This is a genomic window from Gluconobacter cerevisiae, from assembly GCF_015244675.1.
GTDB lineage: Bacteria > Pseudomonadota > Alphaproteobacteria > Acetobacterales > Acetobacteraceae > Gluconobacter > Gluconobacter cerevisiae.
On record NZ_JABCQO010000003.1, the window covers coordinates 225,465 to 252,322 of the forward strand.

Sequence of the window (26,858 nt, forward strand, 5' to 3'; positions counted from 1 at the left end):
GTTTCCTGAAAAGGGGGAACGTCTGAGTTAGGACGTTCCACCCCTCTCCCGCGCAAAAGCCTCGCGCAGGAACATCCCCCCTTCCCTCAACGCCCGACGTCCGTCCCGGAACAGCGCATAGCCGTTCAGGAAACCATGAATCATGTGCGGGAAATTTTTCAGCACAACCGGCACGACGGCCTCATCAAGACAGCGGGCATAAAGCTCGCCCTCGCCCCTGAGCGGATCAAACCCCGCAGTGACGATCATGGCAGGCGGAAGGTTACTGAAATCATCTGCCAGCAGCGGCGAAAACGCAGGATCGAAAAGCTGCTCCGGGCTCGCCAGCGTCTGTCCGCAATACCAGTATAGAAGCTCCGCACTCAGCATGTAGCCGTCCGCATAATCCTGACGGGAGGGCGGAACGAACGGGCCACTCAAAGCGGGATAATATAAAAGCTGCGCGCTGAGCGGGCGTGCCCCCCGCGCCCTCACCCATTGCGTAAGCGCCGCGGACAGATTTCCCCCCGCACTGTCGCCCGCCACAGCCACAGGCATATCGGATGGCACCGTCCTGAAAATCCAGTCCAGCGCGGCTTTGGCGTCGTCCAGAGCGGCTGGAAAACGATTCTCAGGCGCAAGACGGTAATCCACCGACAGCACCATCGCCCCTGAAGAGGCCGCAAGACGGCAGCAGATCCCATGATGGGAGACAAGATCGCAATGCACGAATCCGCCGCCATGCAGAAACAGCACAATACCCCTGACTTTTCCCCGCGGACGGTACAGACGCGCACTGCGCGATCCCTCGGCTCCGGGAACACGAATCTCACGCCACCGCCGGATCCGCAGCGATGAAAGGCTGACCGGGAAACTCGGACGCCCCGTCACACGGCGGATCTGCCGCAGGGCGTCCGCAGAAGGCTGTGGAGCAGGGATGGGCGGAATTTCGTCAAGGACGATTTTACGCGGGACAAAACCGCGCTTACGGCTCTGGCGGTTCAGCCAGAACAGGAAGATCCGCAATGTCAGGGCCGGGGTCAGTGGCTTGGGCAGGCTCGGGCGCATGTCTGCATTATGCCGACCTGTCCCTGAAAAGTCTGCCCTTGACCCCGCAGGCATCCCGGAGCAGTGTCTGCCCCGCCAGACGGCTGGACGATCGCTGTGTGTGCGATGAGGATCGCATACAGGGAGGAAAGTCCGGGCTCCACGGGAAAACGGTACCGGTTAATTGCCGGCGGGGGCGACCCCAGGGACAGTGCCACAGAAAACAGACCGCCCGCCGGACTGTTTCCCCAGCGATTTATCGCCGGGAAAATACGTTGCGGGTAAGGGCGAAACGGTGCGGCAAGAGCGCACCGCATCTCCGGCAACGGCGATGGTCATGGTAAACCCTACCGGGAGCAAGACCGAATAGGAACGGCAGGTTTCCGCAAGGAAACCGGGGGCTTCTCGCCCCGTCGTTCGGGTTGGTTGCGTGAGGCCTGCAGCAATGCAGGTCCCAGAGGAATGATCGTCCCGCTTTCGGGCGGACAGAACCCGGCTTACAGGCCGTCTGGCACCCTCTGAAAATCTGTTCTTCCAGTAATTATCCCCCCGCCCAAAGAAGAACAAAAACAGAACAAATAACGGCAGGTATAGATCCGCCTCCGCGATTATCCTTGATAAACCCTAATAAACCGCAAAAATTTCCGTCACATTTCAACTTTTGAAAATGCCGCAGTTTTCTGCGGTTTTTTAATGATATCTGTTTGACGTCCCATGAAATCCCATGATATCCCAATAAAGACCAAGCCAAATAATCAGCAGCCGAATACCCGGTTCTGAATGCAGGAAGGAGGCACATCGTTCATGAGCATGTTCCTCGGCACGCATCAGAACCGTTTCGATGCCAAGGGGCGCGTCTCCATTCCTGCACCTTTTCGTGCCGCCCTGAAATCCCAGGCGCAGCCGGGTGATCCGCTGGTTATTCTTCGTCCGTCCCATCTCCACCCGTGTGTTGAGGGCTGGACGGTTGGCGCGTTTGCCTCCCTTGCCACCCCGCTTGACGAATACGATCCGTTTTCGGAAGACCATGAAGATCTGGCCGCCAGTCTCTATGCGGATGCCTATCCGCTGGACAGCGACAAGGAAGGCCGCATCATTCTTCCAGAAACCCTGCGCACCCACGCGGCGCTGACGGACGAAGTGTCTTTCATGGGGCTGGGACGGACATTCCAGATCTGGCATCCCGCCGCTGCCGAACAGCGCCGTCAGGCAGCCCGCAGCCGCGCAAAAACACTTGCAACCAGCCGTCGCCCCATCAGCGCACCCGCTGCCACCAACACTGCCGGAGCAGCCGAATGAACGCGATCACTCTGGTTCATTCGGGCCATGTCCCGGTCATGCTGCACGAGGTCCTCGAAGCCCTCGCGCCACGCGCTGGCGGCCGTTATCTGGACGGCACGTTCGGAGGCGGTGGCTATGCCCGCGCCATTCTGAACGCCGCTGACTGCACACTCGACGGCATCGACCGTGATCCGGCAGCCATCGAACGCGGAAACGCCATGGCCGTACAGGCCAACGGGCGACTGCGGATGCATCAGGGCACGTTCGGAGACATGGAGGCCCTGGTCGGCGCAGAAGGGCCGTTTGACGGCATCGTGCTGGATCTGGGCGTCTCGTCTTTCCAGATCGATCAGGCAGAGCGCGGTTTTTCATTCCGGAACGACGGCCCACTGGACATGCGTATGGGTTCGGACGGCCCTTCCGCTGCCGATCTGGTCAATGACCTCAAGGAAGCAGACCTTGCGGACATCCTCTACCGATATGGCGAAGAAAAACTCTCCCGCCGCATCGCGCGCGCCGTAGTGGCTGCCCGCGCCGAAACTCCGATCACTACGACCGGCCAGCTCGCCCACATCATCCGGTGCTGCGTCCCCCGTGACCGCGCCAATATCGACCCCGCAACCCGCAGCTTTCAGGGGCTGCGGATTGCCGTGAACGACGAACTGGGCGAGCTGGAACGGGCGCTGGAAGCCGCACCACGCCTTCTGGCGCCGGGCGGTATTTTCGTGGTCGTCACCTTCCATTCCCTAGAGGACCGTTTGGCGAAGCGCGCCATGGCCGTCCTTGCAGGACGGACGGGAAATCCTTCCCGCTACGAACCGGCTCCGCTCCGTCAGGACGCGCCGGCTTTTTCCCTTCTCCATTCCCGCCCCCTCTCCGCTACGGACGAGGAATCCCGGGAAAATCCGCGCGCGCGCAGCGCCCGTCTGCGTGCACTGGTCCGTAATCCCGTCTCAGGAATGTCCTCATGATCCGGCCCTTCACCGTCGCCTGCGCCGTCCTTGCCGCAGGATCCGGCCTGTTTCTCTATACGAAGAAGCATGAGACCACGGTTCTGGACCAGCAGATCACGAAAATCGTGCAGGACACGCAGCGCGTGCGAAGCCAGACCGCCATGCTGCGAACGGAATGGGCACTTCTGAACCAGCCGGACCGCCTCAACACACTCGCCGCCCGCTTCGTTCCGGCACTGCATCCGATGGAGCCGGACCAGTTCATCCGCATGGCGTCTCTTGAAGCGCATCTCCCGGCTCCCGGCTCCAAGGCACAGGCCGCAGATCCTCGCGAAGGGCTGCATGAGGTCGTCAACAGGGCCGCAGAAGCCGCGCATCTTCCCCTGCCCGCTCCGCAGACTGTCGTGCATACGCAGCCTCCCATCCAGACTGCTCCAGCACCCCGGCCTGTGGTCGTAGCCATGGCAAACCATCCGGCCCCGGTCGCCAAGCCTGCTGCGATCCCGGCGCGCTCCTCCCATGCCCATGCAGCAGATGTTCAACTCGCTTCCGCCGCCTCCCGTCCGGCTATTGCTCCCGTTCACAGCCATGCGGACCCTGCACCAAACGTCCATCTCGTGAGCTATCGTGAGAGCCACCCAGCGCCGCTGATGGTTGCTGCCTGGCATCCGCAGACCGTACGCGTCAGCCATGCTGCGGTGCCGACCCGCCTTGCGGAAGAACGTCCGCGAGTGCGACACGCTCAACTTTCTGCTCTGGCAAATGCAAATGACGCATTGCCCGCGCCGGTGCCGTTGGCTAACTGAAAGCCCTTTCATCGTTAACCGCTCGTTCAGCATTTTCGGATAGCTTAGGGCGAGCCTTTTAACAGGACGCACCCCCGCACGATGCCACAGGACGTGCCACCTTCTTCCGGTTCGCAGCGCCCCGCGCGTCAGGATGTGCCGTCAGGACGTCTCCGGAAAGGTGCGGGATCACGGAGAGGCATCCGCCTGAATCTTGACCAGATGCACGGTCGCCTTCTCGGCGTCGGGATGGGCTTTCTCGCGATTTATGGCGCTGTGGCCCTCAAGGCGACCGTCGCCACAGTCCTGATGCCCATGGAGCCGGAAAAGCGTCAGATCGCCCCGCAAGTTCCTGAAATTCCCAAGAGCGATCCGCGCGGAGAAATGTCAGGCGATTTCGTGCTGCCGACCGTCAAGCGCGCCACCATCACCGATCGGACCGGTCAGGCTCTGGCGCTCTCGCTGCCCGTGGCGCAGGTTTATGCCAACCCGATGGAACTGATCGACCCGGCAGACGCAGCAGACAAACTCCGCAAAGTCCTCCCACAACTGGATCGGGATGAGACGATCCGACGTCTGTCGCTGAAAAAACAGTTCGTTTATCTGGCACGCGATATTTCCCCCGTTCAGGAAATCGCCATCAACAATCTGGGCATTCCGGGCATCTATTTCGAAGCGGGCGAACGCCGTCACTATCCGCTTGGCCGCACTGCCGCCCAGATCATGGGCAGCGTCGATATCGACGATCATGGCATTGCGGGCGTGGAGCGGTATTTCGACAAGCGCCTGAACTCCGACAAGTCTCCGCTACGCCTGTCGTTGGACGTGCGTGTGCAAACCGTCGCGCATGACGAACTTCAGGCCGCGAAAGACGAGTTCTCCGCCATTGGCGCCAGCGCGATCGTCATGGATGTGCGCACCGGTGAAATTCTGGCCATGGTCAGCCTGCCCGATTATGACGCCAACGATTTCGGCCATGCGCCCAATGATGCGCGCTTCAACCGCGCCGTCACCGGCATGTACGAACCCGGTTCAACCTTCAAGCTTCAGACTGCCGCAATGGGCCTGCAACTCGGTGTCGTTCATATATGGGACCGTTTCTCAACCATTCCGATCAGGGTCGGCCGTTTCACCATTCGGGACATGAGAACGGATCATTTCGCGCCCTGGCTTTCCCTGCCCGGCGTTCTGGCTTTTTCGTCCAACCCGGCCGCCGCACATATCGCGCTTGATGTCGGTGCGACACGGCAGCAGGACTGGCTGCGGAACATGGGATTCTTCAACCGTGTCCCCGTCGAACTGCCCGAAGCCGGACGTCCGCTTGTTCCAGCACCCCGTAACTGGGGCATTTCCACTGTCATGACGGTCGGCTTCGGACACGGTGTGGCCGAATCACCTCTGGCAATCGTGCGCGGTACAGCAGCGACCGTAAACGGCGGCATTCTACTGAAACCAACGCTGGTAGCCCGTGATACCGAAGACGACAGCAAACCAACACCCGATGCTGATGCAGCACAGCTGCGCCCGGTCGCATATCGTCCGGGTGCTGACAGTGACGAAATCGGCGCCGAAACCCCTGTGGGCACGCGGGTCCTCTCCGAACAGACCTCCGCACTCCTGCGCAAGCTGCTGCGGCTTGACGTCACACTGGGAAGCGGAAAGTCCGCCGAGGTTCCAGGCTATTACGTCGGCGGCAAGACCGGTACGGCGGAAAAGATCGGCGCGCATGGAGGCTATCTGAAGCACGTCAACGTCTCGGCCTTCACCAGCGTCTTCCCGATGAACAATCCGCATTACGCCGTCTATGTCATGCTCGACAGCCCACAGGGAACGGCCGCAACGCATGGCTGGACGACTGCAGCATGGAATGCGGCCCCAACGGTCAAGAGGATCATTTCACGCGTCGGTCCGATCCTTAACCAGTTCCCGGATCTTGCGAACAAGGACGCCATCGACGCCTCCCTGGCCATTCCGATGAACCCACCTGTTCCTCCCGGCTATCATGCGCTCGGCCCCGGAAACGACCCTGGCGATCCACGTAATCAGGCACATACACCCAAGACCCCGCCCTCCAAGACACAGCACTGAACCGTCCCATGCGCCTCTCCCAGCTCTTTGCCCTCTGTGGCACATCACACGCCCTGTCGGACGATCCTGATATTCTGGCCGTGACGGCCGACAGCCGCGGCGTCAAACCGGGTACGCTGTTCTTTGCTCTGCGCGGCGCAAAACAGAATGGAAGCGCCTTCATCGCGCAGGCCCTCTCGCAGGGCGCCGCAGCGGTCATCGTCGATCATGACGCCGCAGAAACTTCAGGCCGAGTTCCTGTAATCGTGCGCCCGGATGCCAAGCATCTTCTGGCCTGCATGGCCTTCGCCCTCGCCGGCCCCCAGCCCTCCTGCATCGCGGCCATCACAGGGACAAACGGGAAAAGCAGCACGGCCGACTTCCTCCGGCAGCTCTGGATTCTTCAGGGAAACCGTGCGGCCAGTCTGGGAACGCTGGGGCTTGTGTCGGATACAAAAATCCCCGCCCCTCCAAGCCTCACCACACCCGATCCCGTTTCGCTCGCTCAGACTCTTGCCGCACTGGCCGGGAACGGGGTGGATCATGTCGCGCTTGAAGCTTCCTCGCACGGGCTGGAACAGCACCGCCTGGACGGCATCACCCTGACGGCCGCTGGCTTTTCTAACCTGACGCGCGACCATCTTGACTATCATCTGACGCTGGACGCCTACCGCACGGCCAAACTACGCCTGTTTGACAAAGTCCTGCCCGCTGGTGGCATCGCAGCCGTCAATGCCGATATGGACAGCGAGACTTTCGCGGCCCTTCAGGCGATTGCAGCCCGCAGAAACCTGAAACTCCGTAGCGTCGGATGCAACGGCACCGCCCTTCGGCTGATCGAGGCCCGTCCCACGCCCTCCGGTCAAATCCTCCGTCTGGCGCTGCATGGCGAGGAGCTGCCCGAAATATCTCTGTCTCTACCGGGCCGTTTTCAGGCCGACAACGTAATGCTGGCCGCAGCCATGTGCTGGACGAATGATGTTTCCGATGCCCGGCAGGTTGTCGAGTTGCTGCCACGCCTGACAGGCGTCCACGGACGCTGCGAACGTGCGGTCGAACTGCCCAACGGTGCCGCAGCCTATGTCGATTATGCCCACACGCCCGATGCCCTTGACTGCGTCCTGTCCAGTCTGCGCCCGCATACGACAGGCCGTCTGGTCGTGGTGTTCGGCGCAGGCGGTGACCGTGACCGCGGCAAACGCCCACTGATGGGAGAGGTCGCTGCACGCATGGCGGATCTGGCCATCGTCACAGACGATAACCCCCGCACAGAAAATCCCATGACGATCCGCTCCGAAATCCGCGCGGCCTGCCCGAATGCTGTGGAAATCGCGGACCGTCGTAACGCCATCGCAGCCGGACTTGAGGCCCTGCAGCCCGGCGATATCCTTATCGTAGCGGGTAAAGGGCACGAACAGGGACAAATCGTGGGCACGGACATCCTGCCTTTCGACGATCGTCTCGTCCTCCGCGAACTGGCAGGTGCAGCATGAGCGTTTTGTGGACCAGCGCAGACCTGCGCACCGCGACAGCTGGCACGCTTGAAGCGGACGTCAGCGTCACGGGCATCTCGATCGACACCCGCACGCTCGCGCCCGGAGACCTGTTCATCGCCCTTCGCGGCGAAAGTAGCGATGGCCACGCTCATGTCCGACAGGCTCTGGACAAGGGCGCAGCCTGTGTCCTCGTGCATAACACCGCCGGTCTGAACGATCCGCGCCTTCTGATTGTTCCCGACACCATGACCGCGCTAGTGGACTTGGGCCGCTACGCACGTTCCCGTTTCCGCGGAAAAGTCGTAGCCATTACCGGGAGCGTCGGCAAAACAACGACCAAAGACATGCTGAAGGTCGCCTTATCCGCGATCGGCCCGACCCATGCCGCTGTCGCCTCTTACAACAATCACTGGGGCGTTCCCCTCACGCTGGCCCGGTTGCCGCAGGACGCGCGCTTCTGTATCAGCGAAATCGGCATGAACCATGTGGGAGAAATCGCGCCCCTTGCTGCGCAGGTCCGTCCCGATGTGGCCATCATCACTACGATCGGCACGGCGCATCTTGGCCATATGGGCAGCATCGAAGCGATTGCGCGGGAAAAAGCCTCCCTGTTCGGCGCCCTTCCTGCCGAAGGGATCGCGATTGTTCCCGATGATGCTCATGGACAGACAATTTTTGCCGACGCTCTTCCAGAAGGTTGCACCCTCTGGCGGTCCGGCTTCTCTGTAACAGCGGAACTCCGCCTTGAAGACCTGAACTGTGCGGCGGAAGGCAGCCATTTTTCGCTCCACACTCCCTGCGGCGAGCAGAACGTGACGCTCATCGCGCCCGGCGAGCATCTTGCCAGAAACGCGGCTCTGGCCCTCGGTGCAGTTGTAGCTCTTGACGAAGACGTCGCAGCAGCAGCCCACGCCCTGAGCAGTTTCGTACCGGGCGCAGGGCGCGGACAGATCCGCACGATCCTGAACGACGTGCGATTGCTCGACGAGAGCTACAACGCCTCCACACCCAGCGTCCGCGCCGCTTTGGCAACGCTCGCTCTCCTTCCGGCACAGCGGCATGCCGCAGCCCTCGGAGACATCCGCGAACTCGGCACATTTGCCGATGCCGAACATCGCTCTCTGGCGGACGCCGTGCAGACCGCAAATGCTCTTACGTTCTGCTGCGGCCCCCATATGCGCGCTCTTTACGACGCACTTCCCCAAGGGCTTCAGGGAGGTTACGCCGCCGATGCCGCCTCTCTCGCGCCTGTGCTTCTCAACGCCCTCCGCCCCGGTGATCTCCTGCTCGTAAAAGGCAGCTTCGGCAGCCGGATGCGCGACGTGATCTCAGCCCTCGACAATGCCTCCAGCCCGGTCTCTGCCTGATGCTTTTCAATCTTATCGCCGCTCACGATACGTCTCATGGCGGGTTCTTCAACCTGTTCCATTACCTGACGTTCCGCTCGGGCTGCGCCTGTCTGACGGCGCTGGTCATCTCGCTGACTTTGGGCAAACCCTTCATCGCACAACTCAAACGGATCCAGCGCGAAGGCCAGCCGATCCGCTCTGTCGGACCAGAACGCCATATTCTGGAAAAAGCCGGCACGCCGACGATGGGCGGCATGCTGATCCTGATTGCGCTTTTCTCGGCGACCCTGCTCTGGGCGGACCTGACAAACGGCTTCGTCTGGGCTGTCATGCTGACAACGGCAGCTTTCGGAGCCGTTGGTTTTGCGGACGATTACCTGAAGCTCTCCAAACGCAACACAACCGGCGTGTCCAAACGCACCCGGCTGGGCTGCGAATTCCTGACGTCGCTGATCGCCGGGATCTGGCTGCAATATCTGACGCCACCGGAACTGCAGAACATGGTGGCTTTTCCGTTCGTCAAGGATGTGCTGCTTCCGCTGGGCTATGCATTCCCGATCTTCGCAATGATCGCCATCACTGGCTTCGGCAATGCCGTAAACTTCACGGACGGGCTGGACGGACTGGCCATCGTGCCGGTCGTGATCGCTGCACTTGTCTTCGCCCTGATTTCCTATTTGGTCGGCAACCACGTTTTTGCGGATTATCTGCAACTGCACCCGGTTCCAGGTACGGGCGAACTGGCGGTTTTCTGTGCGGCCCTGATTGGCGCAGGCCTCGGATTTCTATGGTTCAACGCCCCGCCTGCGGCTGTCTTTATGGGCGATACCGGCTCGCTGTCCCTCGGCGGAGCACTTGGCGCCATCGCCGTCGCCACCAAGCATGAGCTCGTCCTGTGCATTGTGGGCGGCGTTTTCGTGGCCGAAACTCTTTCCGTCGTCATTCAGGTTTTCTGGTTCAAACGTACGGGACGCCGCGTGTTTCTCATGGCGCCGCTGCACCACCATTTCGAGAAAAAAGGCTGGCAGGAACCTAAAATCGTCATCCGCTTCTGGATCGTCTCCATTGTGCTCGGCCTGTGCGGCCTTGCGACCCTGAAACTGCGATGAACGACTTCCCATCCAATCTTCTTGCAGGCGAGCGTTATGCCGTCTGCGGTCTGGGGCGCAACGGCGCGGCTGTCGTCCATGCCCTGCTCGGAATGGGCGCACAGGTTCAGGCCTGGGACGATCGCAATGCCGATCTGCCTGCACACCCGAACCTGACGCTCGCTCCCTTGACCGATCTGTCCGGAATGACGGCTCTCATCCTGTCTCCGGGCATTCCGCACCTCCGGCCGAAGGCCCATCCAGTCGCAGAGCTCGCCCGCGCGCAGGGCATCCAGATCCTGTCCGATGCCGAAATCCTGTATCGAGTCGTTCGGGAATCCGGTTCAAAAGCCGCGTTCGTGGCCGTCACCGGCACAAACGGCAAATCAACGACCACAGCCCTGATCGCCCATCTTTTTACGATGGCCGGGCGCCCCTGCGTAGCAGGCGGCAATCTGGGGACAGCGTCTCTGGCCTTGCCGCTCCTGTCCGATGACGGCGTCTATGTGATCGAAATGTCATCCTACATGCTCGAACGGTTGGACCGCTTTCATGCCAGCACGGCCTGCCTGCTAAACCTGACGCCCGACCATCTGGACCGGCATGGAGACATGACCGGATATGCCGCTGCCAAGGCACATGTGTTCGACAATATGGGCTCCGGTGACCTCGCCGTGATCGGCACAGATGATGACTGGTGCCGCGCCATTGCATCACAGGTTGCAGCGCGCGGTGTACAGGTCATGGAACTGGATGCCGATACCCTGCCCTCCTTCGAGGGTCCGGCCCTTCCGGGCAGACACAATGCCCAGAATGTCGGCGCTGCCTGTGCCATTGCGCGTCATCTTGGCCTTGATGAGGCAGCACTCCGCGACGGTCTGAAATCATTCCCCGGCCTGGAACATCGTTTGCAGAAAGTCGCGGAATGCGACGGCGTGTCCTTCATCAATGACAGCAAGGCCACAAATGCCGAAGCTGCCTCTAAGGCCCTTGCCTCGTATGACAGGGTCATGTGGATTGCGGGCGGCGTTGCAAAAGCGGGCGGTATCGAGAGCCTTGCACCATTCTTCGGACATATCGCACAGGCTTTTCTGATCGGGCAGGATGCTGACATGCTCGCTGCGACACTGGTTATACACGATGTGCCTTTCCAGCAGTGCGGAACGCTGGAGAATGCCGTCCCGGCAGCCTTCAGTGCGGCTCTCGCCCAGACTGTCCCGGTTGTCCTGCTCTCGCCAGCCTGTGCAAGTTTTGATCAATTTCGCAGTTTCGAGGATCGTGGGTCACACTTTCTTCAGATTTGCGATAATATTGTGAAATCATACCATTCGGGCACCACGCTCATGCAAAAGCTGGAGAATTGACACCATGTCGGGACTGTCCCGTGTCGAGACCTCCGCTGTCGCCCGCTGGTGGCGAAACCTTGACCGCGTCACGCTGGCCTGCGTCGGCCTGCTGATCGGACTGGGCTATGTGCTGATGCTCGCCGCCAGCCCCGCAGTGGCGTCACGCATCGGCGCTTCACGCAACATGTTCATTCTCAAGCAGGTGATCTTTCTGGCGCTGGCTGGAGGGATCGTGCTCGGCACGTCATATCTGTCCCGCAGGGCGATCAAAAGACTGGCGATCATCGGCGGGATTATCGCGTTGGGCGCCACGGCCATGACGCTGGTGCACGGCATGGAAATCAAGGGCGCGCGCCGCTGGATCGCGCTCCCAATGATGTCCGTGCAGCCCTCCGAATTCCTCAAACCCTGCTTTGCCGTCGTGACGGGATGGCTGCTCTCCGCAAGACGTTCTGTCGTCATCTGGGGCAATATCGCGTTTCCAGGCATGCTGATTGCGTTCCTATGCTTCGGCTTCATCCTGCTTCTGCTGAAATCACAGCCTGATATCGGAATGCTCTCCGTCATCACGATGGTCTTCATGACCCAGCTTTTCGTGGATGGCCTTAAGCTCTATTGGGTCGGATTGTGCGTTGCAGGCATGGCCGGGGCCTTTGCGGTCGCCTATATCGTCTTTCCGCACGTCCAGTCCCGCGTCCAGCGCTTCCTGCATCCCGATGTCGGTGATCACTACCAGATCGACACTGCCCTGCGTGCCTTTGGAAACGGCGGTCTTCTGGGGCGCGGCCCCGGTGAAGGACGGGTGAAGGACCTGCTGCCCGACGCCCATGCCGACTTTGTTTTTGCGGTTGCTGGTGAAGAATACGGCCTGATCCTGTGTGTGATCATCATTCTGCTTTTCGGAACAATCGTTTTGCGGACCCTCCTCAAGCTGATGCATGAAGACGATCCGTTCGTTATTGTCTCAGCAACGGGACTGGTGACGGGTTTTGGCCTTCAGGCCTTCGTCAACATGGGTTCGACATTGCATCTGATCCCGACAAAGGGCATGACGCTCCCCTTCATTTCCTATGGCGGCAGTTCGGCGATGTCGATCGCCCTGACCATGGGGATGGTCCTGGCCCTGACCCGCCATCATGTCGGCCAGGGTAAAATCGGTCAGAGAGCCTCTGCGTCTTACGGCCAAAACCCGTTATTTGAAAGGAATGCGCCGTGAGCCGCCCCATCGTTATCGCCGCCGGAGGTACCGGGGGGCATTTCTTTCCAGCGGAAGCCGTCGCGACCATTCTTGCGGAACGGGGCCATGACCTCGTGCTCATGACCGACGCCCGGCATGGACGTCGGGACACGGGCCTGTTCAAAGACCTCCCGCAATATGTGCTGGATGGTGCTGGTGTGGCAGGCAAAGGCCTTGGCGGAAAAGTCCGGGGCGTGCTCGCATTGCTGCGCGGCATAAGAGAAGCACGTCGCGTCCTCCAATCCCTTGATGCGGCAGCCGTCGTCGGTTTTGGCGGCTATCCATCCATCCCCCCCCTGACCGCGTCCCGGTTCCTACCCTCCGCAAAGCGGCCCCGCATGGTCATTCATGAGGGCAATGCGGTCCTCGGACAGGCGAATGCCTTCCTCTCCCGCTTTTCTCCGCTGATCGCCACATCCTACGCGACAGTCGCGCGCCTCCCGCAAAACGCACAGACGACGCTCACTGGCATGCCTGTACGCGCAGGCATCGAAGCGCTCTTCGAAAGCACCTATGCAACTCCCGAAGAGCGGATCAATCTTCTGGTCTGGGGCGGCTCTCTCGGAGCACGTGTATTTTCCGAGATCGTTCCACAGGCCCTCGCTGCCCTTCCCGAAGAATTCCGCAAGTGCCTCAAAGTGACTCAGCAGATCAAAGCCGACGATCTGGACCGCGTCCGCGCCGTATATATGGAAGCCGGTATCGAAGTCGAAGCCGCACCGTTCTTCACGGATGTGTCCACCTGCCTCAGAGACGCACATCTGGTGATCGGTCGCGCGGGCGGCTCTTCGGTCGCGGAACTGACCATGTCCGGCCGCCCCTCCATTCTCGTTCCGCTTCCTATCGCGGCCTCCGATGAACAGGGCGTAAATGGTCAGGCGCTCGTGGATGCGGGTGCCGCCTGGATGATCCGCCAGCCGGATTTCACGCCCGCAGCTCTGACCAGTCTGCTGACAGACCTGTTTTCCCATCCTGAAAAACTCGAAAATGCAGCAAAAGCCGCTCATTCCTGCGCGCGCCCTCATGCTGCCGCAAAAGTCGCGGATCTGATTGAATCCGCTCTTCGTCCCTGATCCTCCGCTTCTACCCAAGAGTACCTGCCCCATGCGCGCCCTGCCCCTGAACATCGGAACCATTCACTTCGTCGGTATCGGCGGCATCGGCATGTCCGGCATTGCCGAAGTGCTGCACATGCTGGGCTACAGGGTGCAGGGTTCGGACATCGCGGAGGGTGCGAATGTGCAACGCCTGCGTCAGTCCGGAATTGTCGTTCATATCGGCCATGACGCAGCCAACCTGGGCGATGCACAGGTTGTCGTCACTTCTACGGCAGTGAAGAAAGACAACCCCGAAGTCGTGGCGGCGCGTGCCAAGCTCATCCCGGTCGTCCGCCGTGCGGAAATGCTGGCCGAACTGATGCGCCTGCGTTGGTCCGTCGCCATCGGTGGCACGCACGGCAAAACTACTACGACCAGCCTCGTAGCCTGTGTTCTGGAACATGCAAAACTCGACCCCACCGTCATCAATGGCGGCATCATCGAAGCCTATGGCACCAATACGCGCATGGGCTCGGGCGACTGGATGGTGGTCGAGGCAGACGAAAGCGACGGCTCTTTCCTGCGTCTACCTGCCGTGATCGCGGTCGTGACGAACATGGACCCGGAACATCTGGATCACTGGGGCACGGAAGAGGCCATGCAGGCCGGTTACGACCAGTTCGTCTCCAACATCCCATTCTATGGTTTTGCCGTCCTGTGCGTGGACCATCCGCAGGTCCAGCAGATGATCCCGCGCCTGTCCGATCATCGCGTCATCACCTATGGCTTCAGCCCGCAGGCCGATATCCGCGCTGAAAAGGTCGTCATGGACAAGCGGGGCGCCACGTTTGAGGTCGTGGTCACGAACCGCCAGCGCAACCGCTCACGCCGTGCGGGTCCGTTCCGCCTGCCGATGCTCGGGCACCATAACGTCCTGAACTCGCTGGCCGCCATCGCTGTTGCCCTTGAAATGGAAATCAGCGATTCCGTCATCGCGTCTGCCCTGACGACCTTCAAAGGCGTCAAGCGCCGCTTCACGCGCACCGGCGACTACAACGGCATTTCCATCATAGACGACTACGGCCATCACCCTGTTGAAATCGCAGCCGTTCTGAAAGCCGCGCGTCAGGCAGGCGCAAAGAACGTCATCGCCGTCGTGCAGCCGCACCGTTATTCACGCCTGAAAGTCCTGTTCAACGAATTCTGCACATGCATGAACGACGCCGATACGGTGATCGTGGCAGACGTGTATGCCGCTGGTGAAAGCCCCATCGAAGATGCGGGCCGCGACGCACTCGTCGAAGGTCTGCGCGATCGTGGCCACCGCTCCGTCGTGCCACTCCCCGACCCCGCACATCTGCCGGAAATGATCAATGCCATCGCCAAGCCTGGTGACTACGTTGTCTGCCTTGGCGCCGGAACCATCACCCAGTGGGCGCAAGCGCTCCCTGCCCAGCTCGAAGCTCTGAACCGCCAGCCCGCAACCGAAGGCGCGGCATGACGGACAGCAGCGATTTTCCGGTCAAGGGCCTGCGGGGAAGACTGACGCCGAACGCCCCTCTTGGCCCGCGCGCATGGTTCCGCGTCGGCGGTCCGGCGGACTGGGTCTTTACCCCTGAAGATCAGGACGATCTGGCACTTTTCCTGCGTAAAAAGCCTGTATCCATGCCGGTTACGGTTCTGGGTGCCTGCTCGAATGTCATCATCCGGGATGGCGGCATCGCAGGCACGGTCATCCGTCTGGCGCGTGGGTTCGCGGATATCGAGGTTGAGGGTAACAGTCTGATCGTTGGGGCCGCGGCACTGGACATCACCGTAGCTGAACATGCCGCCGCAGCCGGTCTCGCTGGTCTGGAGTTTCTGGCTGGCATTCCGGGCTCGATCGGTGGTGCTGTCCGCATGAACGCGGGCGCTTACGGATCGGATCTCGATGCCGTTCTCGAATGGGCCGAGATCCTGACGGACAAAGGCGAGCTGCGCCGTCTCTCCCGCGCAGAACTTGGCTTTGCATATCGCCATTCGGAGCTTCCCGAAGGCAGCGTGGTCATACGGGCAAGTCTGCGCGGAACGCCGGATGATGCGAACGCCATACGCAGCCGCATTGCAGATATCCGAGCCTCGCGCGAAGCCTCACAGCCCGTCCGTGCGCGAACCGGCGGCTCCACGTTCCGCAATCCCGAAGGCCGCAAAGCCTGGCAACTGATCGACGGAGCCGGATGCCGCGGCCTTCGGATCGGAGATGCGCAGGTCAGCGAAAAACACTGCAATTTTCTGCTCAATCTGGGACAGGCCAGCAGCACGGATCTGGAAACGCTGGGCGAAACGGTGCGCAAAAAAGTTCTGGCGCAAAGCGGCGTCAGTCTGCATTGGGAAATCAAACGGATCGGACGTCAGTCCGAAGGAGAGCAGACGCTATGAAAGTCGCAGTCCTGTTGGGCGGAACATCCAGCGAGCGCCCCGTCAGCCTCGTCACTGGCGAGGCCGTGATCAAGGCCCTGCGTGACACAGGTCATGACGTCACGCCGATCGATGTCGGCGCTGATATTGCCGCGACAATTTCCAGTCTGAAATCTGCTGCTCCGGACGTCGTTTTCAACGCATTGCACGGCCCGGGCGGCGAAGACGGCGCCATTCAGGGCGTTCTGGAGTGGCTCGGTCTTCCCTATACGCATTCCGGAATCCGCGCCTCTGCCGTCGCCATGGACAAGGGCGCTACCCGCATCCTTTTGGCCGCAGCAGGTCTGCCGGTGGCGCAGGGACGTGTGATCACGGCCGAGGAACTGGCCGAAGCCGATCCTCTTCCCGCACCCTATGTCATCAAACCCGTCGCCGAAGGCTCGTCCGTAGGGGTCGAGATCGTCCGATCCGGAGATAATCGACGCGCTGAAATTGCGCAGACCTGGCGTTTCGGAAAGGACGCACTGGTCGAAAGCTTCATTCCTGGCCGGGAACTGACCGCCAGCGTCATGGGAGACCGTGCCCTCGCCGTCACAGATATCCTGCCTTGCGAAACGGCCGCGTTCTATGATTTCGAAGCCAAGTACAAGGCTGGCGGCTCGCGTCACGTCGTTCCCGCAGACATCCCACAGACCGTAACTGATCGCGCGCTCGACTACGCCCTGCGCGCTCATCAGACGCTGGGCTGTCAGGGCGCCAGCCGCACCGATTTCCGTTACGACGAGGATACCGACACGCTGGTCATCCTTGAAATCAACACACAGCCGGGCATGACGCCAACCTCTCTGTTGCCGGAACAGGCCGCCTATTGCGGTATTCCCTATCCGGACCTGTGTGACTGGATGGTCCGGGAGGCACTGACGCGCTGATGCGGGAAGACCCGTCCTTTCAGAAAAACGATTTTGTCCGGGAGCGTTATTCCGGCGGCATTCCGCCGCAGGAAGATCGTCCTTCCCGGGCAAAGCTGTTCTGGCGCCGGCAACGGCGGCTGGTCCGGCCTGCAATCGTGTTTCTGGTCGTGATGGGGCTGGCAGGTGCAGGTATGCGCCTGCTTTATGACGCAGCCTCGGAAGAACGCTTCGCCCCCCTGCGCGAACGTCTGGTCGCAATGGAGCCGCTGCCCATCCGCCACATCGTCATCAACGGTCGCGGCATGACGAGCGAATCCTCAATTCAGGAAGCGCTGGGGACCTCCATCGGACATCCGATTTTCGGGTTCTCTGTCGAAGCCGCCCGTCAGAGGCTGGATGAACTGCCGTTTATCGATCACGCTACGGTCGAACGGCACATGCCCGATACCGTTATCATCACGCTTGTCGAGCGTACCCCGATTGCCGTCTGGCAGGACCGCGGGCATTTTATGCTCATCAACCGCGTTGGTGAGGAAGTTCCCGATCAGGGACTGACGGGAAAAAATGCGCAGGCCTTCCTTCAGCTTCCTCTCGTTGTGGGTGAAGGTGCCAATACCGCTGCAGCAAGCGTCATTGATGCACTCAACCACGAACCGCTGGTCAAGGCTCAGGTTACGGCCCTGATCCGGGTTGGAGGCCGACGCTGGAATGCGACGCTCAAGGACGGCACCACCGTTTTGCTGCCTGAAGGCGAAGAAGCCGCAGCTTTTGCGCGTCTGGCGCGTTACCAGCAGAGCATGCATCTTCTGGAGCGTCCGGTTCAGTCGATCGATCTGCGTCTCCCGGACAGGATGGTCGTCCACCAACCACCTCAGGCGGCGTCGTCACCAGATGGCGCAAAGCCTGATCCGTCCTCACCGCCACCACAAGCAGACGGCACGAAGCAGCCATGAACGACCATAATGCCATGTCAGATCTTCCGGCATTCCGGCGCCGGGGCGGTCTGAGGGGCCGGTCCCTCATCCCTGTTGGCGGCGAGCGTGATGTCAGCGTCAACCGTGTTCCGCGCGACATCCTGCCGCTCCCTCCCGAAGAGACGCATCGCAGTATCGCATGGCGCCCGGGCATTTTCGGCGCACTGGATATCGGCACGACGAAAATGACCTGCCTGATCGGCAAGGGAGAGGCCGACGGTTCCATTCAGGTCCTGGGCCACGGATGGCGCCGCTCACACGGTATCCGTTCAGGATCGATCGTGGATATCCGCGAAGCGGAAGCCGCGATCAGGGCGACGGTCGGTCAGGCCGAAGAAGCCGCCGAACGGCGGATGGACTCACTGGTTGTCAACCTGTCATGCGGCAGACCGCTGAGCCGTCTGGTGGACGCGCAGATTCCGATCGGCGGACGCGAAGTGACAGCCGGAGACGTCCAGCGTCTCATTGCGGAAGGACAGGCCCGGGCCTGGATGGAAGGCCGTGAGGTCATCCATACCCTCCCGATCGGATATGTCGTGGATTCCATCCCTGGAATTGCCGACCCCATCGGCCATCAATGCGAAGAACTGGCGACCCGGATGCATGTCGTGGACATGAATTCCAGCGCCCTGCGCACTCTGGACGCTGTTCTGCAACATGCAGAACTCAAACTGGATGGACTGGTCGCAAGCCCCTTTGCCTCAGGAATTTCGGTTCTGGCGGCGGAAGAGCGGGAGCTTGGCGTCACCGTCGTGGAAATGGGCGGGGGAACCACGTCTCTGGCTGTTTTCTGCGAAGGCAAACTGCTGCACACAGCCCAGATCCGCGTCGGCGGCCTGCATGTCACACGCGATATTGCAGGCGTCCTGTCAACGTCTCTGGAAACGGCCGAACGTCTCAAGACGATGTATGGCGCAGCCCAGATGGGTTCTGACGACCAGCGGGAAATCCTTTCGGTTCCCCTGATCGGCGAAAACAGCGACCGGCTGGTGCGCCTTCAACGTTCCAAGGTCATTTCCGTCATCCAGCCCCGGATCGAGGAAACCCTTGAACTCGTCCGGCAATCACTCGACAATGCCGGGCTGGGCCGACTGGCCAATGGCAGGGTCGTCCTCACAGGCGGAGCCTCCCTTCTTGAAGGGATCGTTCCCGTCGCTACCCGTATTCTGGGCCGTCCTGTCCGGATGGGAAAACCCCAGAACATCTACGGCCTGCCCGAGACAGCCGCGGCTTCGGCAGGCTTTTCAACCGCTGCGGGGCTTCTGGCCTGGGCAGCGGGCGCGGATCGGGATTTCGGAGATATTTCCGCCCCCGAACCAAGACCTCGCGGACTTGTTAAACGTCTCGTAGGCTTCATACGCAATAATGTATAAGCTATTACAGATCATAACGCCCTCACCTGTCGCTTTCCTGAAGTTCCGGACCAGATCATGACGCTGAACCTTACCCCTACTCCCAATTCCCACGTTGAGCTGGCGCCACGGATTACCGTGATCGGCGTTGGTGGCGGCGGGACGAACGCTGTCGACAACATGATTGCGTCTGATCTCAAGGGCGTCGAATTCGTCGTTGCCAACACCGACGCCCAGCAGCTTGCACACTCCAAGGCCGAACGCCGCGTCCAGCTTGGGCCCCATCTGACGCGCGGACTGGGTGCAGGCGCAAAACCGGAAATCGGTCGTGAAGCCGCCGAAGAAGCTGCTCAGGAAATCGACCGGCAGCTTGAAGGCGCCAATCTGGTCTTCATCACGGCCGGCATGGGCGGCGGCACAGGGACAGGTGCGGCTCCCGTTATCGCAAGAATGGCTCGTGAGCGTGGTGTTCTGACGGTAGGCGTCGTCTCGAAGCCCTTCAACTTCGAAGGACGCCGCCGCACGACCGCTGCCGAAAACGGCATTGCCGAGCTTCAGAAGCACGTCGATACGCTGATCGTCATCCCGAACCAGAATCTGTTCAATTCGGCAACGCAGAACACAACGTTCCGCGAAGCCTTCCGGATGGCCGACAACGTTCTGAACATGGGTGTGCGCGGCATTACGGACCTCATGGTCTCGCCCGGCCTGATCAATCTCGATTTCGCGGACGTCAAGGCCGTGATGGAAGAGATGGGTAAGGCCATGATGGGTACAGGCGAAGCCTCCAGCGAAGAAGACGCGGAAGACCGCGCCGTTCTCGCCGCCGAGCGTGCGATTTCCAATCCGTTGCTGGAAGACGCTTCCATGGCTGGCGCACGTGGCCTTCTCATCAACATCACCGGTGGCGAAGATCTGACACTTTACGAAGTCAACGCCGCCGCAGACCGTATCCGCGAAGAAGTAGCCGATGACGCCAACATCATCTTCGGCGCGCTAATTGACGAAAAGCTGAATGGTCGCGTCCGCGTCTCTGTCGTCGCAACCGGTATCGACACTCAGCCGCGTCAGGATCCGTCCGCTCCCCCCGAATCCATTCAGACTTCCACGCCCCACGCGAACCCTTCCTCACAGTCGGCACCCAGAGAGACGTCTTCTCCTCGTGCCAACACACCGTCTTTTCAGCCCGGCTCAACCTATGCTGGCGGCCCACCGCGCCCAAACTTCGCGCTTGATGCCCAACAGGCACAGACTCACAACACAGCTCCCTCGCCTTCGCAGGAATCCCCTGCGCCCGAGCACCATGCTCCTGAAAGCCAGTCGCCACGACAGGACAGCGTTCATCAGCCATCCCCCCGAGCCGGGCTGTTTTCCGACCCGTCCCGTCATGCCCCCCAGCAGCAAGCCGAACCGCCCCGCAGCCTGTTTGGCATGGTCACAGGTGCTTTCCGCAGCCGTCCGCCTCAGCCGCAACAGGACCAGCAGCCGACACAACGCGCTGAGCCAAACACACGCGACGGATATCAGCATCAGGCTCCACAGCATCCCGAACAGCCTTCGAGCGGCGGCGATGACTCCAATCTGGATATCCCGACCTATCTGCGTCGCTGATCAATACCCCCTCTTGTTCTGCGAACAAGAGGGGTAATATCCGGCAACAATCGTTGACTGGAACCAAAGTCCGGTATCTGTTTTTTAGTCTCCGGAACCAGATTTTTCGGAGGCTTTATGCAGGTTGCGCCCAAGCAAGGTGTAAAAACGGCGAATAGCGTTGGTGCAGGACGACTGGAGATGGCGTCAGGCGTTGACGGTTCGTCTTCCCGCTTAGAGCGCAGCGGCCCGAAAAATCTGCAGACAACTCTTGCATACCCCATCCACTGTCAGGGGATCGCTCTGCATAGCGGCGTCACGGTCAATCTCCATCTTTCTCCTGCGCCTGCCAATACAGGGATCAGGTTCCAACGCTCGGATAAAGAAGGTTCTCCCTCTTTTCCAGCGACCTATGACCATATCGTGGACACCCGTCTTTCAACGGTCGTTGCGTGCCAAACTGATCCATCCCTGCGTGTAGCCACAATCGAACACCTGATGGCGGCCCTCAATGCCTGCGAGATCGATAACATCCTGATCGCAGTCAGCGGCCCAGAGTTACCAGTTCTCGACGGGGCTTCGGACGCTTTCGCATTTCTGATCCAGTGCGCTGGCCGCAAGATCCTCGATACACCCCGTCAGGTCATCGAAATCCTGCGCAATATCCGCGTCGAAGGCGAAGACGGGGCTTTTGCCGAACTGCGTCCTGCACAGCGCGGACTTTCACTGGCCATTTCTCTAAGCTTCGCCGCTCAGGCCATTGGAAACCAGCGTTACGCCATGCAGCTCAACGAGCAGCGTTTTATGGAGGAAGTTGCGTTCTGCCGGACATTCGTCAACCGGCAGGATATCGAATACCTTCAAAGTATCGGCCTGGCGCGCGGTGGCTCATTGGAAAATGCCGTCGTCGTGGATGGCGAAAATATCCTCAATCCTGCTGGACTGAAAATCGAACGCGAGTTTGCCCGCCACAAATTACTTGATGCCATTGGTGATCTGTATTGTGCCGGCCATAGGATGCAGGCCGGTTTTATTGGACACAAATCCGGTCACACGCTCAATAACAGGCTTCTGCGTACTGTTTTTTCAGATACTTCCAACTGGCGCTTCTTTCCCACAGGCCCCTCCCGGTCTGTTACAAAAACTCTCCGCACGCGCGTTGCCGCCTGAGACGCATGGCAGGTCTTTCGTCAGCGCATTCCCGTGATATAAGACGGGCTTCCACGGGAAGAGCAGGTATGACAAGCAGCACTCAGCGTCATTTTGAAGCATCGGTCGCGAATGGTGGTTTCATTCTGAGAGCTGCGGCTGTCAGCGGGCTTCTGCTGCTCTCCGGCTGTTCCATGTTCTCGCATCAGCATGAAAAACCTGCGATCCCCAAAACCGCAGATGCCGAAACCCTGTACAATTACGGCATCGATGCTCTGCATACGGGCCATTACGAGCTGGCAGGCGGCGAATTCGAACTGCTTCAGCAGAATTATCCCTATTCCGGATTCACGGGCAACGCAGAGCTGATGGAGGGATATGCCTATTACCTCCAGGGCGAATACGCGCTTTCGGTCCAGCAGCTCGAACGCTATCTCCAGCTGCACCCAACCAGCCCCGACGCAGCATACGCCTTCTATCTACGAGCACTCTGCTATTACGAACAGATCGCCAACGTCGAACGTGATCAACAGGGTACCGTTGAGGCACTGGACGCACTGGAAGAAGTCGTCACCCGTTTCCCCCAGACATCCTATGCCCGTGATGCCCAGCTGAAGATCGACCTGTGCCGCGATCATCTGGCTGGTAAGGAAATGCTGGTCGGTCGCTGGTATCAGCAGCAACGCAACTACGAAGCTGCCATGACGCGTTATCAGCGTGTCGTTCAGGATTTCCAGACGACAAACCACGTCGCTGAAGCTCTTGAGCGGCTCGTGGAAGTCTACATGTCCCTTGGTCTTAAAGATCAGGCCCGTCAGACGGCTGCCGTTCTCGGCTATAACTATCCCGATAGTCAGTGGTATCGTTATGCCTACAATAATCTTCGGGATCACAAGCTGCTCAACAACGATTTCAAGAAACCCGTTATCCGCCCCGGACAGGCGGACCATCATGGGTTTTTCTCCCGGATGTGGCACAGCGTCTTTTGATACTGGCCCTTTGAAACAGGCCGCCACACTCCCAACATTGCTGTCATGCTGACCCATCTCTCGATCCGCGATGTCGTTCTGATCGAAAAGCTCGATCTTGGTCTCGCTCCCGGTCTGACCGTCCTGACCGGGGAGACCGGAGCGGGTAAATCCATTCTGCTCGACAGTCTGGGGCTGGCCCTCGGAGAGCGTGCCAGCGGCGGTCTCGTACGTTCAGGCGCCACGCAGGCCAGCGTATCGGCTATTTTCGAAGTCGACGCCCGTCACCCTGTTCTTGCTTTGCTCGATGAACACGGCATCGTCCGCGAAGATCCTTCGGACCCGATTGTCCTGCGACGCATCGTGACCCCGGATGCCCGCTCCCGTGCCTATGTCTGCGACCAGCCGGTCGGCGTCGGTCTCTTGCGCCGCGTGGGTGCCTATCTCGTGGAAATTCAGGGCCAGCACGAACAGATGGGACTCGCCGATCAGAGCACTCATCTCGATCTGCTGGACGCGTTCGGAATTGCCCCGCCGCTTCGGGAGAAAACGGCTAGCGCTTTCCGGCAATGGGCCGCAGCCCGTAATGCCCTCAAAGCCGCCCGTACCGACATGGAAGCCGCCGCCCGCGAAGAAGAATGGCTACGTCAGACAGTCGATGATCTGGAACGTCTGGCTCCACAGGAAGGCGAAGAAGATGCGCTGGCGGCCACGCGCGTCAGCCTCCAGCGTGATGAACGTCGCGGTGAAGCCGTTGCCGCGGCCCTGTCAGAACTGACCCCCCGTGACCGGCGCTCGTCTGCGCCTGCTGCCGCGCTGCGTGCAGCCAGCCGCGCGCTCGCAAGATTGCTGCCAGCCCCGACGGAAACGGAAACCCTTTCGGACAGCCATCAGACACAGGCACAGGACGCGCTCGACGCCCTCGGAAAAGCCGAAGAAGCCCTCGCCGAAGCGGAGATGCTCTTAAGTCGCCTTGCCGCAGATACGGAAGGCGATCCGCGTCTGCTGGAAGAAACGGAAGAGCGGCTGTTTGCGCTCCGGGCAGAGGCCCGCAAACACAATATTTCCGTGGCCGAACTGCCCGGCTTTCTCGTCGCCCTGAAAACACGGCTGAGCGCACTGGATTCCGGCAACGCCGAACTGGCCCGCCTTCAGACGGCCCTGACCGAGGCCCGTCTGGCTTACGAAGACGCTGCCCGCACCCTCTCTGCTGCCCGCCAGAAAGCAGCCGAAAAGCTTGAAAAAGCCGTCAGTACAGAACTGCGTCCCGTCAAACTGGAACGCGCACGCTTCATCGTCTCGCTTCTGCCTCTGGACCCCGATCACTGGAACAGTCAGGGCATGGAACAGGCTTCGTTCCTGATCGCTGCCAACCCCGGCCAGTCTCCCGGACCGCTCGCCAAGGTGGCATCGGGTGGTGAACTGTCGCGCCTTATGCTGGCATTGAAAGTGGTGCTGGCGGAACGCTCCGACATCGGAACGCTGGTTTTCGATGAAGTCGATTCCGGCGTGGGCGGTGCCACTGCATCCTCAATCGGAGACCGGCTCCACAAGGTCGCGCAGGACGTACAGGTTCTCGTCGTCACCCATAGTCCGCAGGTTGCGGCACGTGGCGACCACCATCTACGAATCGCCAAGCGTATCCGCAATGACCGGACCGAAACACTGGCCGAACCGCTGCCCCATGACGCCCGGCGTGAAGAAATCGCCCGGATGCTTGCGGGCGACATCATTACCGACGCGGCCCGCGGGGCCGCCGACAGCCTTCTTGGACATCAGATTTCATGACCACTGCCCCAGTCTCCGCCGCCGAGCGTCACGCTGAACTCGAAGCGGACCTCGCACGGTGGGATGAGGCCTATCATGGACGCGACGAGCCCGAAGTTTCCGATGCCGTCTATGATGCGGCCCGACGTGAACTTCTGGCTCTGGAAGACGCACACCCGGACCTCAGATCTGAAAATGGCTCCAGCCAGCGGGTCGGATCTGCTCCCGATTCCGTTTTCGGGAAATACCGCCACCTTCTCCCAATGCTGTCTCTCGACAACGTCTTCGACCCGGAAGGCTTTGACGGTTTTGTTTCAAAAGTCGGCCGCTTTTTAGGGCTGGACGACCAACGCCTTCAGGCTCTCCAGTTCGTGGCGGAACCGAAAATCGACGGCCTCTCGATCAGCCTGACCTACGAACACGGCCGCTTCGTCCGCGGTACCACACGCGGAGACGGGATCGAAGGTGAGGATGTTACCGCCAACCTTCTGACCCTGAACGATATTCCTCACGAACTCACCGGCCCTGTTCCCGAGCGTCTCGAAATCCGCGGCGAAGTCTTCCTCTCCAAAAGCAGCTTCCTGACTCTGAACGAACAGCAGGTCGCGCGCGGCGCGCGTCCCTTCGCAAACCCCCGCAACGCAGCAGCCGGTTCTCTGCGACAGCTGGACGCCGAAATTACCCGCAGCCGCCCGCTTTCGCTTTTCGCTTACTCACAGGGCTATACGTCCTCGCCCGTCGCCGCGACCCACTGGGACTATCTCGAAAAGCTGCGGAACTGGGGCTTCAGGGTCAATCCACTCTCCGAGATGATCGCCCATGCCCGCGACATTCCTGCCTATGTCGACAAGCTGGCCCGCGAACGTTCAGGACTGGACTACGATATCGACGGTATCGTCTTCAAACTGGACGATATTAGTTTGCAGGAACGGCTGGGCTTCGTCGGTCGTGCGCCGCGCTGGGCCATAGCCTGGAAATTTCCGGCTGAGCAGGCCATCACCCGCCTACTGGAGATCGAAATTCAGGTTGGTCGCACAGGAGCCCTGACGCCTGTCGCGCATCTGGAGCCGGTGAATGTCGGCGGTGTCATCGTCTCGCGTGCCACGCTGCACAACGAAGACGAAATTGCCCGCAAGGACGTGCGCGTTGGCGATCTGGTCCGTCTTCAACGCGCCGGAGACGTCATTCCGCAGATCCTCGGTCCGGTCCCAAGCGAGGAACCACGCTCAGAACCGTTCGTCTATCCCGATCACTGCCCGGTCTGCGGATCTCTCGCCGAGCGTGTTCATGGAGAAGCCGTGCGTCGCTGTACGGGCGGCCTGACCTGCGAAGCCCAAGTCGTGGAACGGCTGATCCACATGGTCTCGCGCAACGCCTTCGACATTGACGGCCTTGGCGAGCGCAGCATCCGCGAATTCCACGATGCGGGATATATCCGCACACCGGGCGACATTTTCCGCCTTCGCACTCATGAAGAGGCCCTGCTCCAACGCGACGGCTGGGGGCGACTGTCGGTCGACAACCTGTTCCGTGCAATTGACGAACGACGGACGATCCCGCTGGCACGTCTTGTTTTCGGTCTGGGCATCCGACGCATCGGCGAACGCAATGCCCAGCTTCTGGCGCGGCACTACCAGACTTTCAAAAACTGGCGCGACGCCATGCTGGCCGCGCGTCCGGATTCAGAAGAGCGGGCGGCCCTCGGCGCGATCATGGGCGTAGGCGATGCGATCGCCGACGAACTGTCCGCCTTCTTCGCCGAGAGCCATAACATCCAAACTCTTGATGATCTAGCGACGGAACTGATGGAGATCACCCCCGAAGACGCCCCTCAGGAAGGCCATCTCTCGGGAAAAGTCATCGTCTTCACAGGGACCATGACAACCATGAGCCGCCCGGAGGCCAAAGCCATCGCCGAACGTCTGGGTGCACAGGTCACGGACAGCGTCTCGAAAAAGACGTCTCTGGTTGTTCTGGGTGAAAAAGCTGGCTCAAAAGCCAAAAAAGCTGCCGAACTCGGGATCGAAACCACAGATGAGAACGGTTGGCGTGTGCTGGCGGGACTGTAACAGAACTGCAAAACCA

21 protein-coding genes and 1 other RNA gene are annotated in these 26,858 nt (G+C 60.5%); 21 read left to right on the forward strand and 1 reads right to left on the reverse strand.

What is annotated here, in order from left to right:
• Window positions 1–27: 27 nt before the first annotated feature.
• On the reverse strand, window positions 28–1,023 hold the full coding sequence (locus tag HKD21_RS05875; protein ID WP_194254779.1) for an alpha/beta hydrolase: 996 nt from the start codon (window positions 1,021–1,023) through the stop codon (window positions 28–30).
• A gap of 99 nt (window positions 1,024–1,122) precedes the next feature.
• Between HKD21_RS05875 and rnpB the strand changes: the two genes are divergently transcribed.
• From rnpB to ligA, 21 genes are all read left to right on the forward strand, one after another.
• Window positions 1,123–1,542, forward strand: an RNA gene (gene rnpB, locus HKD21_RS05880) — RNase P RNA component class A.
• Window positions 1,543–1,830: 288 nt separating this feature from the next.
• On the forward strand, window positions 1,831–2,325 hold the full coding sequence (gene mraZ / locus HKD21_RS05885; protein WP_194254657.1) for a division/cell wall cluster transcriptional repressor MraZ: 495 nt from the start codon (window positions 1,831–1,833) through the stop codon (window positions 2,323–2,325).
• Window positions 2,322–3,278 (forward strand): 16S rRNA (cytosine(1402)-N(4))-methyltransferase RsmH, encoded by a 957-nt coding sequence (rsmH, locus tag HKD21_RS05890; RefSeq protein WP_194254658.1) that lies wholly within the window; start codon window positions 2,322–2,324, stop codon window positions 3,276–3,278. Before mraZ ends, rsmH begins: the two co-directional genes overlap by 4 nt.
• On the forward strand, window positions 3,275–4,066 hold the full coding sequence (ftsL, locus tag HKD21_RS05895) for a cell division protein FtsL (RefSeq protein ID WP_194254659.1): 792 nt from the start codon (window positions 3,275–3,277) through the stop codon (window positions 4,064–4,066). Before rsmH ends, ftsL begins: the two co-directional genes overlap by 4 nt.
• Before the next feature lie 81 nt (window positions 4,067–4,147).
• Window positions 4,148–6,133, forward strand: a complete 1,986-nt coding sequence (locus tag HKD21_RS05900; RefSeq protein ID WP_194254660.1) for a peptidoglycan D,D-transpeptidase FtsI family protein — start codon at window positions 4,148–4,150, stop codon at window positions 6,131–6,133.
• Window positions 6,134–6,141: 8 nt separating this feature from the next.
• The gene (locus HKD21_RS05905; RefSeq protein ID WP_194254661.1) at window positions 6,142–7,605 is read left to right on the forward strand and encodes a UDP-N-acetylmuramoyl-L-alanyl-D-glutamate--2,6-diaminopimelate ligase; all 1,464 of its coding nucleotides are present in this window, start codon (window positions 6,142–6,144) and stop codon (window positions 7,603–7,605) included.
• Window positions 7,602–8,975, forward strand: coding sequence for a UDP-N-acetylmuramoyl-tripeptide--D-alanyl-D-alanine ligase (locus HKD21_RS05910; RefSeq protein WP_194254662.1), 1,374 nt, complete (start codon window positions 7,602–7,604; stop codon window positions 8,973–8,975). The genes HKD21_RS05905 and HKD21_RS05910 overlap by 4 nt, the downstream gene beginning before the upstream one ends.
• The gene (gene mraY, locus HKD21_RS05915) at window positions 8,975–10,066 is read left to right on the forward strand and encodes a phospho-N-acetylmuramoyl-pentapeptide-transferase (RefSeq protein ID WP_194254663.1); all 1,092 of its coding nucleotides are present in this window, start codon (window positions 8,975–8,977) and stop codon (window positions 10,064–10,066) included. Before HKD21_RS05910 ends, mraY begins: the two co-directional genes overlap by 1 nt.
• Complete coding sequence (murD, locus tag HKD21_RS05920) at window positions 10,063–11,409, forward strand: UDP-N-acetylmuramoyl-L-alanine--D-glutamate ligase (protein ID WP_194254664.1); 1,347 nt, start codon at window positions 10,063–10,065, stop codon at window positions 11,407–11,409. The genes mraY and murD overlap by 4 nt, the downstream gene beginning before the upstream one ends.
• A 4-nt stretch (window positions 11,410–11,413) precedes the next feature.
• Window positions 11,414–12,607, forward strand: a complete 1,194-nt coding sequence (locus HKD21_RS05925) for an FtsW/RodA/SpoVE family cell cycle protein (protein ID WP_194254665.1) — start codon at window positions 11,414–11,416, stop codon at window positions 12,605–12,607.
• Window positions 12,604–13,701, forward strand: a complete 1,098-nt coding sequence (gene murG, locus HKD21_RS05930) for an undecaprenyldiphospho-muramoylpentapeptide beta-N-acetylglucosaminyltransferase (protein WP_194254666.1) — start codon at window positions 12,604–12,606, stop codon at window positions 13,699–13,701. Before HKD21_RS05925 ends, murG begins: the two co-directional genes overlap by 4 nt.
• Window positions 13,702–13,732: 31 nt before the next feature.
• The gene (murC, locus tag HKD21_RS05935; RefSeq protein WP_194254667.1) at window positions 13,733–15,166 is read left to right on the forward strand and encodes a UDP-N-acetylmuramate--L-alanine ligase; all 1,434 of its coding nucleotides are present in this window, start codon (window positions 13,733–13,735) and stop codon (window positions 15,164–15,166) included.
• On the forward strand, window positions 15,163–16,083 hold the full coding sequence (gene murB, locus HKD21_RS05940) for a UDP-N-acetylmuramate dehydrogenase (RefSeq protein ID WP_194254668.1): 921 nt from the start codon (window positions 15,163–15,165) through the stop codon (window positions 16,081–16,083). The genes murC and murB overlap by 4 nt, the downstream gene beginning before the upstream one ends.
• A complete protein-coding gene (locus HKD21_RS05945) occupies window positions 16,080–16,991 on the forward strand; it encodes a D-alanine--D-alanine ligase (RefSeq protein ID WP_194254669.1) in 912 nt (303 codons plus the stop codon). The genes murB and HKD21_RS05945 overlap by 4 nt, the downstream gene beginning before the upstream one ends.
• The gene (locus HKD21_RS05950) at window positions 16,991–17,926 is read left to right on the forward strand and encodes a cell division protein FtsQ/DivIB (RefSeq protein ID WP_194254670.1); all 936 of its coding nucleotides are present in this window, start codon (window positions 16,991–16,993) and stop codon (window positions 17,924–17,926) included. The genes HKD21_RS05945 and HKD21_RS05950 overlap by 1 nt, the downstream gene beginning before the upstream one ends.
• Window positions 17,923–19,320 (forward strand): cell division protein FtsA, encoded by a 1,398-nt coding sequence (gene ftsA / locus HKD21_RS05955; protein WP_194254671.1) that lies wholly within the window; start codon window positions 17,923–17,925, stop codon window positions 19,318–19,320. The genes HKD21_RS05950 and ftsA overlap by 4 nt, the downstream gene beginning before the upstream one ends.
• A gap of 57 nt (window positions 19,321–19,377) precedes the next feature.
• The gene (gene ftsZ, locus HKD21_RS05960; RefSeq protein ID WP_194254672.1) at window positions 19,378–20,910 is read left to right on the forward strand and encodes a cell division protein FtsZ; all 1,533 of its coding nucleotides are present in this window, start codon (window positions 19,378–19,380) and stop codon (window positions 20,908–20,910) included.
• 180 nt (window positions 20,911–21,090) lie between these two features.
• Window positions 21,091–22,059: a UDP-3-O-acyl-N-acetylglucosamine deacetylase gene (lpxC, locus tag HKD21_RS05965; protein ID WP_407646535.1), complete on the forward strand. Its 969-nt coding sequence runs from the start codon at window positions 21,091–21,093 to the stop codon at window positions 22,057–22,059.
• Between the two features lie 68 nt (window positions 22,060–22,127).
• A complete protein-coding gene (locus tag HKD21_RS05970) occupies window positions 22,128–23,027 on the forward strand; it encodes an outer membrane protein assembly factor BamD (RefSeq protein WP_194254674.1) in 900 nt (299 codons plus the stop codon).
• Window positions 23,028–23,072: 45 nt separating this feature from the next.
• Entirely contained in the window at window positions 23,073–24,794 is a 1,722-nt protein-coding gene (gene recN, locus HKD21_RS05975; protein ID WP_194254675.1) for a DNA repair protein RecN, read from the forward strand.
• The gene (gene ligA, locus HKD21_RS05980) at window positions 24,791–26,842 is read left to right on the forward strand and encodes an NAD-dependent DNA ligase LigA (RefSeq protein ID WP_194254676.1); all 2,052 of its coding nucleotides are present in this window, start codon (window positions 24,791–24,793) and stop codon (window positions 26,840–26,842) included. Before recN ends, ligA begins: the two co-directional genes overlap by 4 nt.
• Window positions 26,843–26,858 lie beyond the last annotated feature (16 nt).